The sequence below is a fragment of the Massilia niastensis DSM 21313 genome (genome assembly GCF_000382345.1).
Lineage (GTDB): Bacteria > Pseudomonadota > Gammaproteobacteria > Burkholderiales > Burkholderiaceae_D > Telluria > Telluria niastensis.
In genome coordinates, this window is sequence record NZ_KB908086.1 from 19,648 (window position 1) to 37,399 (window position 17,752).

Annotated in this window: 16 protein-coding genes; 8 read left to right on the forward strand and 8 right to left on the reverse strand. The window is 67.0% G+C overall.

Annotated features, from left to right (window positions below; genetic code table 11):
- Window positions 1-281: 281 nt before the first annotated feature.
- The 6 genes from H162_RS0108400 to H162_RS0108425 all read left to right on the forward strand — a co-directional run bounded on the left by H162_RS0108400 (window position 282) and on the right by H162_RS0108425 (window position 6,226).
- The gene (locus H162_RS0108400; RefSeq protein WP_020653013.1) at window positions 282-704 is read left to right on the forward strand and encodes a MerR family transcriptional regulator; all 423 of its coding nucleotides are present in this window, start codon (window positions 282-284) and stop codon (window positions 702-704) included.
- Between the two features lie 243 nt (window positions 705-947).
- Window positions 948-1,958, forward strand: coding sequence for an acetoacetate decarboxylase family protein (locus tag H162_RS0108405; RefSeq protein WP_051109901.1), 1,011 nt, complete (start codon window positions 948-950; stop codon window positions 1,956-1,958).
- Between the two features lie 248 nt (window positions 1,959-2,206).
- A complete protein-coding gene (locus H162_RS0108410) occupies window positions 2,207-3,088 on the forward strand; it encodes a 4-hydroxyphenylpyruvate dioxygenase (protein WP_020653015.1) in 882 nt (293 codons plus the stop codon).
- A complete protein-coding gene (locus H162_RS0108415; RefSeq protein WP_020653016.1) occupies window positions 3,085-3,936 on the forward strand; it encodes a shikimate dehydrogenase family protein in 852 nt (283 codons plus the stop codon). Before H162_RS0108410 ends, H162_RS0108415 begins: the two co-directional genes overlap by 4 nt.
- A complete protein-coding gene (locus H162_RS0108420) occupies window positions 3,933-4,814 on the forward strand; it encodes a sugar phosphate isomerase/epimerase family protein (RefSeq protein ID WP_020653017.1) in 882 nt (293 codons plus the stop codon). The genes H162_RS0108415 and H162_RS0108420 overlap by 4 nt, the downstream gene beginning before the upstream one ends.
- Window positions 4,815-4,876: 62 nt before the next feature.
- Window positions 4,877-6,226, forward strand: coding sequence for an MFS transporter (locus H162_RS0108425; RefSeq protein ID WP_020653018.1), 1,350 nt, complete (start codon window positions 4,877-4,879; stop codon window positions 6,224-6,226).
- A gap of 7 nt (window positions 6,227-6,233) precedes the next feature.
- Here H162_RS0108425 and H162_RS0108430 read toward each other — a convergent pair whose 3' ends face one another.
- A complete protein-coding gene (locus tag H162_RS0108430; RefSeq protein ID WP_026354409.1) occupies window positions 6,234-7,016 on the reverse strand; it encodes an IclR family transcriptional regulator domain-containing protein in 783 nt (260 codons plus the stop codon).
- Between the two features lie 118 nt (window positions 7,017-7,134).
- Here H162_RS0108430 and H162_RS0108435 point away from each other — a divergent pair, with 118 nt between their 5' ends.
- Complete coding sequence (locus tag H162_RS0108435) at window positions 7,135-8,100, forward strand: 2-hydroxyacid dehydrogenase (protein ID WP_026354410.1); 966 nt, start codon at window positions 7,135-7,137, stop codon at window positions 8,098-8,100.
- Window positions 8,101-8,242: 142 nt separating this feature from the next.
- Window positions 8,243-8,629 carry a response regulator gene (locus H162_RS0108440; protein ID WP_229451982.1) on the forward strand — a complete coding sequence of 129 codons (387 nt, stop codon included), beginning with the start codon at window positions 8,243-8,245 and terminating at the stop codon, window positions 8,627-8,629.
- Window positions 8,630-8,789: 160 nt separating this feature from the next.
- Here the strand turns inward: H162_RS0108440 and H162_RS32580 are convergent, their stop codons facing one another.
- The 7 genes from H162_RS32580 to H162_RS0108475 form a co-directional block, all read right to left on the reverse strand.
- The gene (locus H162_RS32580) at window positions 8,790-12,086 is read right to left on the reverse strand and encodes an EAL domain-containing protein (protein WP_084676965.1); all 3,297 of its coding nucleotides are present in this window, start codon (window positions 12,084-12,086) and stop codon (window positions 8,790-8,792) included.
- 119 nt (window positions 12,087-12,205) lie between these two features.
- Window positions 12,206-12,817, reverse strand: a complete 612-nt coding sequence (locus H162_RS0108450; protein ID WP_020653023.1) for a TadE/TadG family type IV pilus assembly protein — start codon at window positions 12,815-12,817, stop codon at window positions 12,206-12,208.
- Window positions 12,804-13,268 (reverse strand): TadE/TadG family type IV pilus assembly protein, encoded by a 465-nt coding sequence (locus H162_RS0108455; protein WP_020653024.1) that lies wholly within the window; start codon window positions 13,266-13,268, stop codon window positions 12,804-12,806. Before H162_RS0108455 ends, H162_RS0108450 begins: the two co-directional genes overlap by 14 nt.
- Window positions 13,265-14,761, reverse strand: coding sequence for a pilus assembly protein TadG-related protein (locus tag H162_RS0108460; RefSeq protein ID WP_020653025.1), 1,497 nt, complete (start codon window positions 14,759-14,761; stop codon window positions 13,265-13,267). The genes H162_RS0108455 and H162_RS0108460 overlap by 4 nt, the downstream gene beginning before the upstream one ends.
- A gap of 122 nt (window positions 14,762-14,883) precedes the next feature.
- The gene (gene ligK, locus H162_RS0108465; protein WP_020653026.1) at window positions 14,884-15,567 is read right to left on the reverse strand and encodes a 4-carboxy-4-hydroxy-2-oxoadipate aldolase/oxaloacetate decarboxylase; all 684 of its coding nucleotides are present in this window, start codon (window positions 15,565-15,567) and stop codon (window positions 14,884-14,886) included.
- Window positions 15,568-15,584: 17 nt separating this feature from the next.
- Window positions 15,585-16,610 carry an amidohydrolase family protein gene (locus H162_RS0108470; RefSeq protein ID WP_020653027.1) on the reverse strand — a complete coding sequence of 342 codons (1,026 nt, stop codon included), beginning with the start codon at window positions 16,608-16,610 and terminating at the stop codon, window positions 15,585-15,587.
- Between the two features lie 28 nt (window positions 16,611-16,638).
- The gene (locus H162_RS0108475) at window positions 16,639-17,751 is read right to left on the reverse strand and encodes a 4-oxalomesaconate tautomerase (RefSeq protein ID WP_020653028.1); all 1,113 of its coding nucleotides are present in this window, start codon (window positions 17,749-17,751) and stop codon (window positions 16,639-16,641) included.
- Window position 17,752 lies beyond the last annotated feature (1 nt).

Sequence of the window (17,752 nt, forward strand, 5' to 3'; positions counted from 1 at the left end):
TCGTAAGATTCAAGTGAACTTGAAGGTCAAGCAGATTTTCGCGGCTGTGTCACCACGGCAGGAAGGTCCCGGAATCCGGCCAGGCTGGCATACGGCGGCGTACTGCCGAAGGCGGGCGCTGCACATGGATCGAAAAGTCCGCGCTGCCCATTGACATTGAACTTAACTTCATGTGTAGAGTTGGAGGCGGTGGGCAGCAAGTGCCCGTCACGTAGGACGACAGAGTTCCAGCAACGCTGCGGGTAGTTCATTGAAGCAGTAAAGACAGAAAGGAGAGGTACATGAAAATCGGCGACCTTGCCAAGCGCACGGGTCTTGCGCCGTCAACGATCCGGTTCTATGAATCCAAAGGATTGTTGAAATCGGTCGGCCGCCTTTCGAACGGCTACCGGGAGTATCCGCTCGAAGCGGTGGCGATCCTTTCCATCATCATGAATGCGCAACAGACCGGCTTTACGCTTGACGAGATCAAGCAGGTGTTGCCCGCGAATTCCACGAACTGGCGACATGATGAATTGATGGCGATGCTGCACAAGAAGCTGGATGACATCGAATCCATGGAAGTCCGGCTCGCGCAGAACAAGGCCCATCTTCGTTCCCTTATTGAGCTCATCAACTCCAAGCCCGAGGGAATGGCGTGCAAGGACAACGCTAGCAGAGTGATGGACTCGGTGGGTATTTCGGATGGCAAGAACGGTTCCTGATAGCGGGAGCCTCGGCGGCGGGATTCCCGGCACGTTTCACCTGGATCGTCTTTGCTCGCTTGACCTTGAACCTGGGTTCAACCTTAGGATGGCATGGAGGTTTCGCCACTTGGCGCCCTGATTTGTCAGGCCCGCATGATGAAACCTGCCGCCATGCGATGGGCAGGCTCGTGAATTCCCGCTATGCCGGGAGCCGCTTTCCTGTTCATGGTTACCCATTAATGACTGAGAAGGCAGCGATACATGAATTTGAAAACAGGAGCACTGGTGTTGTCGGTTTCCTTGCCGGGTGCCGCGGCGAGTCACGCGGACACGCTGAGCGGAAGCGAGCCGGCGACGCCGTCCACCAGGACCATCGATATCGCAGACTACAGCGTCCCTGTTGTCGCAGGCGGACTGTACGACCGCTACCGGTCGAATACACCCCTGTCGGTCGTTCAGGCGGAGGCGCCTGGAGTGGATGTGAGCTGGTTCAGGACTATTCCCAAAGTCAAGTTAGATGTGGGATTCGAGACCTACTCGCCAAATTTTTATTACAAGAACCGCAGGATCACCGCGATCTTTACTGCCGATATCGAGCGGTTGCGGAAGCTGATGCCTGTGGAGGTGATGAAAGCGGTCCAGCCGGTTCAACTCTGGCCGGGGCGCGGCGTCGTTGCGCTGACGGCTTACGAATATCAATATTGCGATAATGACAGCTACAACGAAATTTCGCTCTCCATCGTCACGACGAAACCGGGCACGATCGATCTCGGCCCGGTATCCCTGCTGCGTCAAGCGATGTCGGACGATTACTGGGGCTATGTACTCAAGCTGCCGGTGAATACGGAATTGGCCAGGGTGAGAGGCATTGTCGGATACAACTTGCCGAAATGGTTGACCGGTATCGACATCGAAGAAAATGGAAAAAGTCTCACGTTCACGATCGCCGACAGCCAAACGGGGAAGGCCGACGTCGTGTTCCGGGGCGAAAAGTTGGGAGCTCTGTCAAATGAGGCGACTTTCGTCAAAAACAGCTTTACCAATCTCGACGCGAGCGGGCGATTAACCACCGGGCACACGCTTTCTCGACAGCTTCGCCACGCGTCGAGCAAAAGAGCGGAGTCGGCCGGCCTGCAGCTGAGCGATGGAAGTCTGTCTTCCTACATCAAGTCCCTGAAACTGGGGAAGATGTTGAAGTATGAATACGTACCCGATTTCCAGAGCGCGCTCTACGCGCCGACAGCACTGACATCACTTTCCGCAACAAAGTGAATCAGGCAGACTGATATCACTGCCCCTGCCGCCACGACAGGGGGCAGCATTCAGGCGACTTGAAGACGCTGGAGCGAAAGTGCTTCGAAAAATTCCGCTTTGAGCGAATGGCGGATGCGTTGCGCGATTAGCGGACAAATCGCGCGCGCCAGCCCTGTTTTGGTGCGCGTCCCGTCCATATACTTGATGTACGCCGATCCACGAGAGGTGGCGGTGCGCCCAACACATCAAGAATAGAGAGACAGACGATGATTGCGCAAAAAGGTAATCCGGAACCGCATAACCCGCTCGGCATCGACGGCATCGAATTCATCGAGTACGCCACCCCCGCGCCGCTGGCGCTGGGGGCGCTGCTCGAACAGGTGGGCTTCGTGCTCACCGCGCGCCACCGTTCGCGCGAAGTGACCCTGTACCGCCAGGGGAGCATGAACGTGATCGTGAACGCCGATCCGCGCGCGCTGCCGCATGCCGGCAGCGAAGTCCAGTCGACCATCATCAGCGCCATCGCGCTGCGCGTGCGCGACGCCGACATGGCCTACCGGCGCGCCCTCGAGCGCGGCGCCTGGCCGATCGCCACCCGCGCCGGCGCCATGGAGCTGAACATACCGGGCGTGCACGGGGCAGGGGATTCGATCCTGTACTTCGTCGACCGCTTCCGCGATTTTTCCATCTACGACGTCGACTTCAAGCCGGTCGCCGCCGCCCCGGGCAATCCGCCCGCCATCGCCGGCCTGCATTTCTTCGGCGTGGTCCAGGCCATCGGCGAGGGCCGCGCGAACGAGTGGATCGACTTCTACCAGCAGCTGATGGACTTCCAGCCGCTGCCCGAAGGGCGCAGCTTCGGCGTGATGCCGCGCGGCGTGCTGCTCGAAAGTCCCTGCCACAGCTTCTACCTGCAACTGGTGGAGCCGCCCGAGACCGGCGCCACCCGGCACTGGGACGAACAGCTGCTGCGCATCGGCATGGGCGCACCCGACGTGCCGGCCGCCGTGCGCGAACTGAAGGGGCGCGGCATCGTGTTCGTCGACCGCGAGGGCGTGCAGCCGAGCGAGAAGGGCGCGCTGACCCAGCTGTACAAGGGCGGCGTCAGCTTCGAACTGGTGACCAGCCGCCTGGAGGCGCGAGCATGAGCCTGCCCATCAGCGGCACCACCCGCATCTTCCCCGTCATCGGCTGGCCGGTCGAGCAGGTGAAGGCGCCGGCCCTGTTCAACGCTTACTTCGAGCGCCATGGCATCGACGCCCGCGTGATTCCCCTGAAGATCGCGCCGCAGGACTACGCGGCGGCGGTGCGCATGCTGATGACGTCGATGGAGAATGTCGGCGGCATCTTCGTCTCGATCCCGCACAAGCCGATGAGCGTGGGCGCGGTCGACAGGCCGACCCGGCGCGCGCTGCTGGCCGGCGCCTGCAATGCGATCTACAAGGACGCGGAAGGCGCCATCGTCGGCGACCTGATCGACGGCGAAGGCTTCGTGCGCGCGCTCGATCGCACCTGCCTGGAGGCGCCTTTCGACTACGCCAATGCGCGCGCCCTGGTGGTCGGCACCGGCGGCGTGGGCTGCGCGGTGGCGGCCTCGCTGGCCGCGCGCGGCGTCAGGCATGTGGCGATCTGCGACGTCCGCACGGAACAGGCGGAGCAGCTGCGCCGGCGCCTGCAGGATGCCTTCCCGGCGACCGACGTGGGGCTCGGCGCGCCGCATGCGGCCGGCTACGACCTGGTGGTCAACGCCACCCCGCTGGGCATGCACGCGGACGATCCGCAGCCGCTCAGTTTGGAAGGCGTGGGAACGCACTGCATCGTCGCCGACTGCGGCATGAAGATCGAATACACGCGCCTGCTGCGCGATGCGAGCGCGCGCGGCTGCCGCATCCAGTTCGGCAAGGAGATGATGATCGAACAGTCGCCGCTCTACCTGGAACTGTTCGGCTGGCCGGGTGTCTCGGCGGACGCGTTCCGCGCGCTGGAGGCGCTATGAACCTGTCCAACTTCGGGATGGACAGCATCACGCTGGCCGGACCGCTGGAATCCAAGCTGGCGGCGTCGAAGGCGGCCGGCTTCTCGCAGATCATGCTGTGGGCGAAGGACCTGGCCGGCCATCCCGGCGGCCTCGCCGAGGCGGTGCGCCTGGTGAAAGCCAGCGGCGTGCGCGTGACCGGGATCCAGGTCATGCGCGACTACGAAGGCCTGGCCGGCCCGCTGCACGAGTACAAGCTCGATATCGCGCGCAACATGCTGCAGGTCTGCAAGGCGGTCGGCGCGCCCCTGCTGATGGTGTGCTCCAGCACCTCCAGCCACGCCAGCGGCGACATGTCCCACATCGCGCGCGACCTGGCCAAGCTGGCCAACCTCGGGGTGCCGCTGGGTGTCAGGGTCGGCTACGAGGCGCTGTCCTGGGGCCGCCACGTGAACGGCTACGAACAGTCGTGGGAAGCGGTCGAGATGGCGGAACATGCCAACCTCGGGGTCGTGATCGATTCCTTCCACATGCTGGCCAACGGCGCGGACCTCGACGGACTGGGCGACATCCCGGGCCACAAGATCGCGCTGGTGCAGCTGTCCGACTTCATGTGGCGCGAGATCCGCAGCGCCGAGGAAAGGCTGGAGACGGCGCGCCACCTGCGCGTGTTCCCTGGCGAAGGCCTGCATTCGAGCGAACTGTCCGACCTGCTGCGGCGCCTGGACCGCGCCGGCTACCGCGGCGACTACAGTTTCGAGGTCTTCAACGACGACTACCTGCAGCTCTCGCCCGAGATCGTGGCGCAGCGCGCCTGGCGCTCGGCCAAGTGGGTGACCGACCAGGTACTGCGGCGCAGCCTGCCGGTGCTGGGACGCGGCCACCGGGCGCCGGCGTGACGGGCAGGACGAACGGATAGCGGCCGCCGAGCCGGATAACACAGAATATTCAGGAGACCAACATGGAAACAGCAGCAAGGCTCGATGCGCGGGAACAGGCCGCGTCCCCGCCACCCCCGGCACCTCCGGCGCCCAAGGCCGGCTCGCCGCGCAAGGCGGCGCTGGCCAGCTGGATCGGCAGCGCGGTCGAATACTACGACTTCTTCATCTACGGCACCGCCGCCGCCCTGGTCTTCGGCAAGGTGTTCTTCCCGGCCTTCGATCCGATGGCCGGCACCATGGCGGCCTTCGCCACCTTCGGCGTCGGCTACGTCACGCGTCCGCTCGGCGCGGTGCTGCTCGGGCACATCGGCGACCGCTACGGGCGCAAGAAGGTGCTGACCTTTACCCTGCTGCTGATGGGCGTCTCGACCTTCCTGGTCGGGCTGCTGCCGAGCTACGAGAGCATCGGCCTGCTGGCGCCGGTGCTGCTGGTGGTGCTGCGCATGGCCCAGGGCATCTCGGCCGCCGGCGAACAGGCCGGCGCCAATTCGATGACCCTGGAGCACGCGCCCGCCCACCGGCGCGCCTTCTTCACCAGCTTCACCCTGAGCGGCACCCAGGCCGGGCTGATCCTGGCGACCCTGGTGTTCCTGCCGGTGTCGGCGCTGCCGGAAGCGGACCTGCTGTCCTGGGGCTGGCGCATCCCGTTCTACCTGAGCGCCATCGTGGTGGCGGTCGGCTTCTGGGTGCGCCGCACCCTGCCGGAAACGCCGGCCTTCCAGGAAGACGCGCCCGGGAAAGACGACAAGCTGCCGGTGGCCCAGCTGTTCGCCACCCACAAGGCCAGCCTGGCGCGGGTGGTGTTCGGCGCCCAGGTGTCGGTGGTCAGCACCATCTTCAGCGTGTTCACCCTGTCGTACGCGGTGAACACGGTCGGGATCGCGCGCTCGACCATGCTCACGGTCCTGATCCTGGCGAACCTGGTGGCGCTGGCGGCGATTCCGCTGTTCGCCCTGCTGGCCGACCGGGTGGGCCGCAGGCCGGTGTTCATCTTCGGCGCCCTGGCCTCGGCGGCGCTGGTCTGGCCCTACCTGTGGGCGATCAGCCGCGCCGACCTGCCGCTGGTGTTCGTGTTCGGCATCGCCCTGTCGGGCGTGGTGTACAGCGCCGCCAACGGCGTCTGGCCGGCGCTGTACGGCGAGATGTTCTCGACCCGGGTGCGGCTGTCCGGCATCGCGATCGGCACCCAGCTCGGATTCGCCCTCGGCGGTTTCGCACCCACCATCAGCGCGGCCATCATCCTGCCAGGCAGCGATGGCTGGGTGCCGGTGGCGGTGTTCGTCAGCCTGGCCTGCGCGGTGGCGGCGCTCGCGATCGCCACCGCGCGCGAGACCTGCCGCACGCCGATGCACGAACTGGGCGAGCGCTAGGAAGAACTCAAACCCAGAGCATCAGGGTATTCGCGGTGGCCTGCAGCGCCGGCACGCAGCGCGCCACCGCTTCGTTCTCCGGCATGTTCGAGATGATCATCGACACGCTGAGCGCCCCGATCACGGCGCCTCGCCGGTTCTTGACCGGCACCGAAATGCCGCGCAAGCCCATTTCATACTGGTTGGCGCTGACGCCGTAGCCGGCTTCGCGAATCCGCTGCAGTTCCAGGAACAGCTGGTCGCGGTCGACCAGGGTCATGTGGGTGTAGGCGATCAGTTCGACCCGCTCCAGGTAGGCCCTGATCCCGGCATCGGTCTGGGCCGCCAGCAGGACCCGTCCGGCGGTGGAGGCGTGGGCGGGCAGGCGGGTGCCGGGATCGAAGCCGCCGCGCAGCACGCGCGGCGCGTTGACCCGGCTGACGTAGACCACGTCGTCGCCTTCCAGCACGGCGAAGTTGGTCGACTCCTGCAGGTCGTGCGTGAGGCGCTGCAGGAAGGGCATGATGGCGCGCGGCAGGCGCGCCGAATCCAGGTAGGAGCGGCCCAGGCCGAGCACCTTGGAGGTGAGCCAGAAGTCGTGGCCGTCGGTGGCGGCCATGCCGAGGTGCACCAGTGTCAGGAGGTAGCGCCGCGCCGCGCTGCGGCTGATGCCGACCCTGGCGGCGACTTCGCTGGCGCCCATGCGCATCGACTCCTCGGTGAAGGCCTGGATCACGCCGAGGCCCTTGACCAGGCCATCGATCAGTTCGTGCTTGGGTATCTCCCGGGTCACCGTGTCGGTAGTTTTCATCTGTGCCGGATAGTTGAATCGATGGCGCATAGTATACGTTCCCGAACCGGAAACCGGCTTCACGCCAACAGTTGGGCTATACTCATCAGATGTCAGACAACTTGATGAGGAGGCAGGCATGCGCCCTGAAATACTGGTAACCGGTTCGGGTTGGATCCCCCAGGTGCTCGAGGAGATGGAGCGCCGCTTCGTGTGCCATCACCTAGCGCGCGTACCCCGCGAAGAGCAGGACGCCTTCCTCGACCGCGTCGGCGCCGCCGTGCGCGGCGTGCTGACGGTCGGCACCATCGGGATCGATGCGGCGCGGCTGGCGCGCCTGCCGCTGGTGGAGATCGTCGCCGTCCACGGCACCGGTGTCGACGCGGTCGATTTCGAGGCGACGCGGCAGCGCGGCATCCAGGTCACGAACACGCCCGACGTGCTGACCGAGGACGTCGCCGACCTGGCGGCGGGCCTGCTGCTCGCCTGCGCGCGCCGCCTGCCGCAGCTGGATCGCTATGTGCGCGCCGGCGAGTGGGAAGCGAAGCTCCCCTTGACGCCGGCCCGCAGCCTGCGCGGCAAGGTGGCCGGCATCTTCGGTTTCGGCCGCATCGGCCAGGCGGTCGCCCGGCGCCTGGAAGCCTTCGGCATGGAGATCCGCTACTACCAGCGCAGCGTGGCCGCGACCGCCCACGCGCGCAGCGACTCGCTGCTGGCGCTGGCGCGGGACAGCGACTACCTGGTGGTCTGCGCGCCCGGAGGACCGCAGACGCACAGGATCGTCGACGCCGAGGTGCTCGCCGCCCTGGGCGCCGAGGGCACCCTGGTGAATATCGCGCGCGGTTCGCTGGTCGACGAGGACGCCCTGGTCGCGGCCCTGCAGCAGGGCCGCCTGGGCGCCGCCGCGCTCGACGTGTTCGAGGACGAGCCGCGCGTGCCACAGGCCCTGAGGACGCTCGACAACGTGGTCCTGGCGCCGCACGTCGGCAGCTTCACGGTCGAGGCCAGGACGGCCATGGGGCAGCTCGCGATCGCCAACCTCGCCGCCCACTTCGACGGCCTGCCGCTGCCCACGCCGGTCGATCCGCCGCCCCCGCGGCCATGACCGCGCCGGATGCGGCCGCAAGCGAATCGTTTGCCTCATGGCTTTGTTTTCACCGATACTAATGCCATGGGCCGCTCGGGACCTGGCGGCGTATGGTGCGGATGGGCATGAAGGCAGGTTGCGTCCGGATGGAGGTGACTTCTTGGGTGCTGACAAAGATGCGGTAGAGACAAGCGGCGCCGCCTTGCGCAAGGTGCTGGTCGTCGACGACGAGCCCGACCTGGCGGACCTGGCCGCGGCCTTGTTGTGTGGCAATGGGGTAGAGGCCATGGTCGCCTACTCCGGGCCGGACGCCTTGAGGGCGCTGGAAGGCGACCGGGAAATCGACGCGGTCTTCTCCGACGTCATGATGCCGGGAATGACCGGCCTGCAGCTGGCGGAATGCATCAGGGAACGGTATCCGTGGGTGAAGGTCATCTTGACTTCCGGCTACACCATTCCCTCGCTGCTGGCCGGGGCCCGGCAACCCTATCTCTTCACCTCCAAGCCGTACAGCATCGAGACCATCATCCGGCTGCTGCACAGCTAGTGGGTCACTTGGCAGCAGATCGGGGCATGAAAGCGCGTCTTTTTTTTGCACCAGGCGTTGTTGCAAATCCTCGCGATAGCCAGCTATCGCTGCGGTTTGCGCCTGGCCTGGCGCAAAAATCCATCGCTTTGATTGGCCACTCCCGTTGCCACGTGACCCACTAGCGCACGGCGCAAGCGGCGGCGACGCCGGGTTCGCGTTCCAGGAAGTGCTCGAAGTTCTCGGCCGTCACCGCCGGCGAGTAGAAGAATCCCTGGATGAAGTCGCAGCCCACGGCCGCCAGCACGTCGCGCTGGGCACGGTTCTCGACCCCTTCGGCGATGGCCGCGATGCCGAGGCGGTGCGCCATGTCGACGATGGCTTCCGTCAAGGCCTTGTCGCTGCCGTTCTCGGTCACGTGGTTGATGAAGGACTTGTCGATCTTCAGGTAGTCGACCTCGAAATTCTTCAGGTAGGACAGGGCCGAGAAGCCGGTGCCGAAATCGTCGATCGAGACCCGGGCGCCGACCGCGTGGAGCGTGCCGATGCAGCGCGTGACCTGCTCCGCGTCGCTCACCAGCACACCCTCGGTCAGTTCCACCGTAATACTGTTGGGCGGCAAGCTTGCATTCACGATCCGGTCCAGCCAGGGCAGCTGGCCCCGCCGTTGAAACTGCACCGGCGAAATGTTGATGCTCAGTTCGACCACGCAGCCATACTTGTCGCGCCAGCGCTCGATGCTGGCGATGGCCTCGTCCAGCATCCAGGCGCAGATCTCGTCGATGAACCCGGTTTCCTCGGCCAGGGGAATGAAGCGCGCCGGGCTGACCATGCCGTGTCCCGGATGGAACCAGCGCAACAGCACCTCGGCCTTGCGGATCCGGCCCGTGGCGACGTCGACGATCGGCTGGTAGTGCACCTGCAGCTGCTGGCGCGCGAGCGCTTCGCGCAAGTCGTTGGTCAGCATGAGCTTGGTTTGCGCCTGTTGCTGCAGCGAGGGCGTGAAGTACTGGAAGCCGCCGCGTCCGGCGGCCTTGGCCAGGTAGACGGCGTGTTCCGCATTCCTGACCAGGTCGGCGGCATTGTTGCCGTCCTCCGGATACACGCTGATGCCGACGCTGGCGGACACATGCACCACATCGTCCGGTCCGACCTGCAGCGGCTGCGCCACCGCGCGGATCACCGCTTCGGCCGTGGTCTCCAGGTGCGGGCGCCCGTCGAATTCGGACACGACCAGGGCGAAGGTGTTGCCGCCCAGGCGGGCCAGCGTCGCGTCCTCGGGAATGCAGTCCGCCAGCCGCCGGGTCATTCCGATCAGCGCGCTGTCGCCCTTGAGGTGCCCGATGCTGTCGTTGATTTCCTTGAAGCGGTCGAGGTCGACCAGCAGCACGCCCAGCCCGCGGCCGGCGCCGTGGGCCTTCTTCAGGTCCTGCTCGAGGCGGTCGAAGAACAGGCGGCGGTTCGGCAGGCCGGTCAGCACGTCGAAATTGGCATGGCGCCAGATCAGTTCATCCTTCTGTTTGCGCTCGCTGATATCGTTGAACTGGATCACGTGCCGGTAGATGCGCCCGTCCGGGTGGCGGATCACGCGGATGTTCACGAACTTGGCGGTGAAGGAGCCATCCCGGTTGCGATCCTGGATCTCGCCCTGCCAGTGATCGTTCGCCATCAGCTCCTGCCACATGTGATCGTAGAAACGGCCGTCGTGCATGCTCGAATCGAACATGGGCGGCGGGGCGCCGAGCACATCAGGCAGCCGGTAGCCGGTCTGTTCCGTGAAGGCCGGATTGGCGTCGACCACATGGTTGGCCTCGTCGGTGACGACGATCGCTTCCGAGCTGGTCTGGTAGATCAGGTTCGCCATCCGCATCGATTCTTCCAGGTCGCGGCGCTGGGTGACGTCCTGCACCGTGCCGCGCAGCTTGACGATGCGTCCGTCGACGATCACGGGGCCGCAGATCGAGCGCAGCCATTTGTGGTGTCCCGCGCCGTCGACCATTTCCAGTTCGATCGAGAACGGCTCGCCGCGCGTCCATGCCGCATCGAGGGCGCCCTCCAGCGCGGCGCGCCCCTCCGGCGTGTAGCAGCTCAGGCAAGCCTCGGGGGTGAAGGGCTGGGATGGAGGGAAGTCGTAGATATGCGCCACTTCGTCGGTCCACTGGAAGGCGCCGGTGCCCGGATCGAGCTCCCAGGCGCCGATCCGGGCCAGCGAACTCATCTCCGAGAGCAGGCGCTCCTGCTCGTGGATGGTCTGCTCCTGCTGCCTGCGTTCGGTGATGTCGCGTGCGACACCCAGCACGCCGAGGATGGTCCCGTCCGGCTTGACGACCGGGGTCTTGATGGTTTCGAACATGCGCACGCCGCGCGCCCCCGGCATGGCGACCTGTTCGTCGTAGCGCAGCGGCCGCCCGGCAGCCAGCGCCGCGGCGTCGTGGCTGCGGTTGTGGTCGGCCTCGTGCGCCTCGAACAGCTCATGGTCGGTGCGGCCGATGATCTCTTCGCGCGGTCGGCCGAACAGCGCCGCCGTGCCGGCATTGCAGGCCCGGTAGACCCCGGCGGCGTCCTTCAGCCAGATCAGGTCCGGGCTGCTTTCCACGAGTGTGCGTAGTTGCGCCTTTTCCCGCTCCAGTTCGGCGGTGCGGGTGCGCACCGCCCGGCGCACCGACCTCAGCCAGAAGCCCAGCAGCAGGATCAGGATCGCCAGCGCCAGCAGCGCCTCGACCAGGCGTTCGGCATAGCGCGTGAAGAGCAGCGGACGGCCCATCCATTTGTTGTGCAGGGCCTCGGCTTCGGCCGGCGTGATCCGCGCCATGCCGCGTTCGACCAGCGCGAGCGTGGCCTCGTCGCCCTTCCTGACCGCGCGGCGCAGCTCGTCGCGCTTCACCTCGAAGGCCTTGACGTAGCGCCGCTGCAGGCCGAGGCGGTACAGGTGAAAATCGGCCGAGTACTGGTCCAGGCAGAACAGCTTGACGCGCTGGCTGGCGGCCGCGTCGAGCAGCGCCTGGTAGGACGGGAAGATGCGCAGTTCGCCGACACCGGCGCGCTGCAGCTGTTCGGCGCAGGCGTCGGCCGCCTGCACCGCGACCTCGAAATCCTTCAGGCTGGCGATATCGTGGATGCCCGCGATCGTGGCGTCGGCATAGATGGCCGTCGACACCGTGCCATACGGCTGGGTGAAATCGAGGGTGGACAAGCGTGTCTCGGTGCGGAAGATGGGATCGATCACGTCGGCCTGGCCGCGCAGCAGGGTCGGCTGCACATCCGCCCATTTCACGGCGACCAGCTCGACCTCCACACCGGTCTTCTTCTGCCACAGGCGCCAGATGTCGACCGTGTATCCTTCGAGCGTGCCGTCCGGCTTGCGGTAGACGAAGGGCGGATAGTTCTCGTCCATGACGACGCGCAGCGGCGCCGCCTGCGCGAGCACGGGCAGGAGCAGCAAAGCAATGGGCAGTGCACGCCTCAGTGGCCTGTTCATGTCCCCCCCTCCCTGACGGCCCGGGCCGGGGTCCCGTGGGGCCCGCGCCTGTCAGTGAAGAAGACGATACCACGAAGCCCGCCGCGATTGAACAGCGGGACGGACGCGAAGCGCGGCGCTCAGAGGCAAGGTGTTCCTTCCGGCATCGAGCCGAAGGATTCGACCAGGCTGATCGTCGTCGCCCGGGGCAGCTTGACCGTCAGGGGCAGCAGCGGAGTGACGAGGCTGTAGTCCAGGCGATTGCACTGGGCCGCGCCATCGTCCTCGCAGATGCGGGCGCGCACGAAACGGATGCAGTTGCTCGCATTCGGGTTGGTCAGGCAGACCCGGCGATTCTCGCGCGGGCAGAGCGGCAGCGCGGCCTCGGGAATGGGGGTGAGGGACAGCCCCGCGCCATTGCGCACCAGGGCCAGGTAGTCGATGCGGACGTTCCGGTCCGATACGGGAGCGCCGAACGGCAGGTAGCCGGGATCGTTCCGGAACACGGCCTGCTGGCGGATGCTCGCCAGGGCCGCCGTGTCGCGATGGCTGGTCATGGTGGCGGCGCTGGCGGCCCGCCTGGTCGCTTCCTGCACCGAATTGAACACATACATGAGCCTGCTGATCTCGATGACGCCGAACACCAGCGAAAAGAAGACCAGGGCCAGCAGGGACACCTCGATCGCGGCGACCCCGGCCTGGAAGGAGGGCTTGCGCCGGGGCCGCGCCCGGCTGGCGCTAGTTGCCGACATAGCGCATCTCGGAAGTGACTTCGATCGGCACGCCATAGCGGCCGAAGTCGACCAGGCCTGCGATGTCGTGCACGCCCATGCGTATCGTCACGCTGACGGTGGCGGGCAAGGCCATGCCCTGGGCGCCGACGCAGGTTTCTCCGCCGCAGAGGACGATGACGGCCGGCGCGATGCGGCCGGGATTCAGGTCCTCGATTTCGGCCAGCGCGATGCCGCGGGCAAGGGCGGCCGCGGCCGGCGTCAGCGTGGGCTCGCGCATCTCCTGCTCGGAAACGGTCGACAGATACCTGGCCGCGTCATGGGCAGCCTTCTGCGCCGCCGTGTAATGCCAGAAGTAGCGCCCCCAGAACAGCGAGAAGCCCAGGAAGGTCACGAGGATCGGCAGCAGCAGGGCCAGTTCGATGGCCGCCGCGCCGCGCTCGCGCGGGAAAAGGGTAGGAAAGGGCTTCATGGGTACAGGACGACCTGGCCGGCAAGGGTGGTTTCGTTGGCGATCCCGGCGAATTCGGCCACCAGGCTGGTGGCCGTCGCCGGGACCGTCATGAAGAACTTGCCGATCGCGACCGCCGTCGCGCCCACATTGGTTCCCGCGGAAACCGGGCACGACAGCAGGGGCACATGCAGCAGGCGCCGGTCGAGGGCCGAGATGTCGGCGCGGGCCGCCGCCGGCGACTTGTAGGTGTCGCCGCTGCTGAGTTGGTAGGGCGCCGGGGACGGGAAGCCGACGGAGCCCGGCCCCGGGGGATAGAGCTTGCCCCAGTCCGACGGGCTGAACCTGGCGTAGCCCGCGGCCGGTTCGGGCTCGCCCTCCTGGTAGGCCGAGAACCTGACGGCGCGCGCATACGACCAGAGCGGGCCATACATGCCGGCGGCGGTGCCGGCCGGCGGCGCCGGCAGGTCGGCGATCGTCTGCAGGCGGCCGCCTTCGGCGTGGCTGGCCGCGCCCTGGCGCGTCGGCTTCGGGTTCATCCACACGACGCCCTTCGCGGCATCGTAGGCATAGGCCTTGATGTTGTAGTCGGGAGGCGCGCCGTTCGGATCGCAGCTGCCTGCGCCATAGTCGTCGAAACGGGAATTGAGTTCCCGGTACAGCGCGTCGAGCGGGAAGGGCGATGAGACCCGGATCGGTCCGCCGGTCACACGCGGCACCCACATGGCGCCCTTGCAGATGAAGGGCGCGACCGCGCCCGGGGTGGTGTTCCCCGCCGCGCCCAGGCCGCCGGGAGGCGAGACCGGATCGACGACGTAGTTCGCCGGGGCGGTTCCGCCCGGATTGAGCTGCATCAGGTCATAGGCCAGGCCGCGGCGGTATCCGTACTGGACGAGTTCGGGGGGGCCGCCCGCGTTGGCGCGCGCTGCGCCCGGCACCGGCGACATGGCGCACACCGCCAGCGGCAGGACATTGGTGGTGGTGCGGCCGGCGACGGCGCGTTCGCGGATGCTGGCCGTGGCCAGCGACTGCGACAGCACCTGCATCCAGAGCGCGCGCACCAGGCCGGTCTCCTGCGCCAGTTCCGCGGTGTCGACCTTGACGTAGAAGCGCGCCGCGGGCGTCGCCCTGGCGGCCGCGGCGCTCACCCACTCGGCGCCGGGGGCGGGAGTGGTACTGAAGCTGATCGCGTTGTCGTTCCAGGTCACCGGCATCCTGTACCCGACCTTGAAACGCAGGGCGGCTTCGCGGCCCTTGTTCAGCGCGGCGTCGATTCCCGCGGCCCTGCCGTTCAACTCGCGCGCCGCGGCGAGGGCCACCGTCTTTGCCAGGCCATGCAATTCGGCCTTGCGGTTGTAGACCATGCCGAGGTCGAGCGCCAGGCCGCACATGCCCAGCATCACGAACAGCAGGGGGACGAACATGATGGCGAACGCACCCTGTTCGCGCTGGCGGCGCGCCCGTCCAGGCACGCGGGCCGGATGACGCGCTCCCGGAATGCCAAGCAGTGCCATGTGCCCTCCCGTGAATGCCGAACTTCAGCCGGTGCCGCCGTGGGCAGGGCTTCAGAGGGCTATTCTAGGAGGGGAGGCGGGGCGGGCCTTGATCGGCGACAGGTCCGGGCGCCGGCGCCGGCTCAATCGATGTAGGCAAGTCCGGCCTTGGCGAGCGGGCCGCGCATGTCGTACATGTCCAGGCCCAGCACGCCGGCCGCCAGCCGGGCGCGCTTCTCGCCTTCCAGCGCCTCGCGCTGTTCGGCGACGCCGGCCACGCGCGCCGCGTCGCCGGCCGGCACCACCACCACGCCGTCGTCGTCGGCCACGATCACGTCGCCCGGGTTGACCAGGGCGCCGGCGCAGATCACCGGAATGTTGACCGAGCCCAGGGTGGACTTGATGCAGCCCTTGGCGCTGACCGCCTTGCTCCACACCGGGAAGCCCATTTCCTTCAGCACGCGCACGTCGCGCACGCCGGCGTCGATCACCAGGGCCCGGGCGCCGCGCGCCGTGAAGCTGGTGGCCAGCAGGTCGCCGAAATAGCCGTCGCTGCATTCGGCGGTGATGGCGGCGACGACGATGTCGCCCGGCTGGATCTGTTCGGCCGCCACGTGCAGCATCCAGTTGTCGCCCGGGTGCAGCAGCACGGTGACGGCGGTGCCGGACACCTGGGCGTCCGGATAGATCGGGCGCATATGGGGCTGGAGCAGCCCGACCCGGCCCATCGCCTCGTGCACGGTGGCGCTGCCCAGCCTGCCCAGGCGTTCGGCGGCGGCGCGGTCGGCGCGCCCGATGTGGCGCTTGACGATGCCGAGCCGGTTCATCAGGGAAATACTCATCTTTACAGTCCTTTCAGTTTCAGGGCGGCGTCCAGGCGCGGGAAGACGTGGCGCGCATTGCCTTCGAAAATCCGGAAGCGGTCCTCGTCGCTCAGCGCGGCCGCCTCGATATAGCGCCTGGTGTCGTCGTAGTAGTGGCCGCTGTCCGGATCGATGCCGCGCACGGCGCCGATCATCTCGGAGGCGAACAGCACGTTCTTCACCGGGATCACTTTCGTCAGCAGGTCGATGCCCGGCTGGTGGTAGACGCAGGTATCGAAGAAGATGTTGTTCAGCAGGTGCTCCTGCAGCAGCGGCTTCTTCATCTCCTGGGCCAGGCCGCGGAAGCGTCCCCAGTGATAGGGCACGGCGCCGCCGCCATGCGGGATCAGGAACTTCAGGGTCGGGAAGTCCTTGAACATGTCGCTGGTCAGGCATTGCATGAAAGCCGTGGTGTCGGCGTTCAGGTAGTGCGAGCCGGTGGTGTGGAAGCAGGCGTTGCAGCTGGTGCTCACGTGGATCATCGCCGGGATGTCGTATTCGACCATCTTCTCGTAGATCGGATACCAGTGGCGATCCGACAACGGTGGCGAAGTCCAGTGCCCGCCCGAGGGGTCGGGATTCAGGTTGATGCCGACCATGCCGTATTCCTTGACGCAGCGCTCCAGCTCGGGAATGCAGGTCTTCGGGTCGGCGCCGGGCGACTGCGGCAGCATGGCCGCGCCGATGAAGCTGTCCGGGAACAGTTGCGAGACGCGGTAGCACAGCTCGTTGCAGATCGCGGCCCAGGTGGCGCTGGTCTCGAAGTCGCCGAGGTGGTGGGCCATGAAGCTGGCGCGCGGCGAGAAGATGGTCAGGTCCGAGCCGCGTTCCTTCATCAGGCGCAGCTGGTTGGTCTCGATCGAATCGCGCAGCGCGTCGTCGCTGATGGTCAGTTCCGATGGCCTGGGTCCGAGCGCCGGCGTGGCCAGGTTGGCGATCTGGCGGTTGCGCCACTCCTCGAGCGCCTTCGGGGCCGTCGTGTAGTGGCCGTGGCAGTCGATGATCAATGGTTGTCGCATGGGGTCTCCTGTGGATTTATTCGGGGATCAGCACTTCGCCGCGCATGATGGGGCGCGCCGTGCGCAGCAGGGCGGCGCGCGTCACCCGCTGCCGGTCGTGGGCGTCGAGTTCGAGCTCGACGCTGAATTCTCCGGTCGGGTGCTCGACCGATACCGTCTTGCGCAGGCCCTGCGGCAGCTGCGCGATGCCCTGGGTGACCGAGCCTTCCAGCACGCAGGCGGTGCCCACCGTGACCGCCGCCAGCACCCCGATCGCCTCGTGGCAGACATGCGGGATGAAGCAGCGGGTGGCGATGCTGCCGCCGGCCGCCGGCGCGGCCACCAGGCACATCTTCGGATAGCTCTTGCCCTTCACGTCGCCCAGGCCCATCAGCGGGCCGGCGGCCAGGCGCAGGGCTTCGAGGCGGGCGCGCAAGCGCCCGTTGCCGTTCAGTTCCTCGACCGTCTCGTAGCCGGTCAGGCCGAAGTCGGCGGCGCGGACGATCACCATCGGCATGCCGTTGTCGATCAGGGTGGCCTGCACGCCGAACGCGTCCACGCCGTCGTCCACCAGCACCTCGTCCCTGACCCGGCCGCTGGGCAGCAGCGCAGGGCAGACCGAGCCGGCCGTGTCCAGGAAATTGATGGTGATCGGCGCCGCAGTGCCCGGCACGCCGTCGATGCGCGCCGCGCCCGTGTACCGCAGCCGGCGGTCCGGCGTCGGGACCGTGACATCGCACTGCATGCCGGTGTTGAGGGTCAGGATGCGCGCCGTGGTCGCGCCGTCCCTGATCGGCAGCAGGCCGCGTTCGAGGGCGAAGGGCAGCACGGCCGCCAGCATGTTGCCGCAATTCGGGGTCGTGTCCACCGTCTCCTTGTCGGGCTGCAGCTGGGCGAACAGGAAGTCGAGATCGACGCCCGGCGTGGTGCTGGCGCGCACGATGCCGGCCTTGCTCGTCAGGGGATGCGCGCCGCCCAGGCCGTCGATCTGGCGGCGGTCGGGCGAGCCCATGGCGGCCAGCAGCACGCGGTCGCGCGCGGCCGGGTCCGGGGGCAGGTCGGATTCGAGGAAGAAGGGGCCGCGCGAGGTGCCGCCGCGCATCAGGATGCACGGAACCGGACGGAGGTCGGAAGGTTGGTCGGTGGTCATG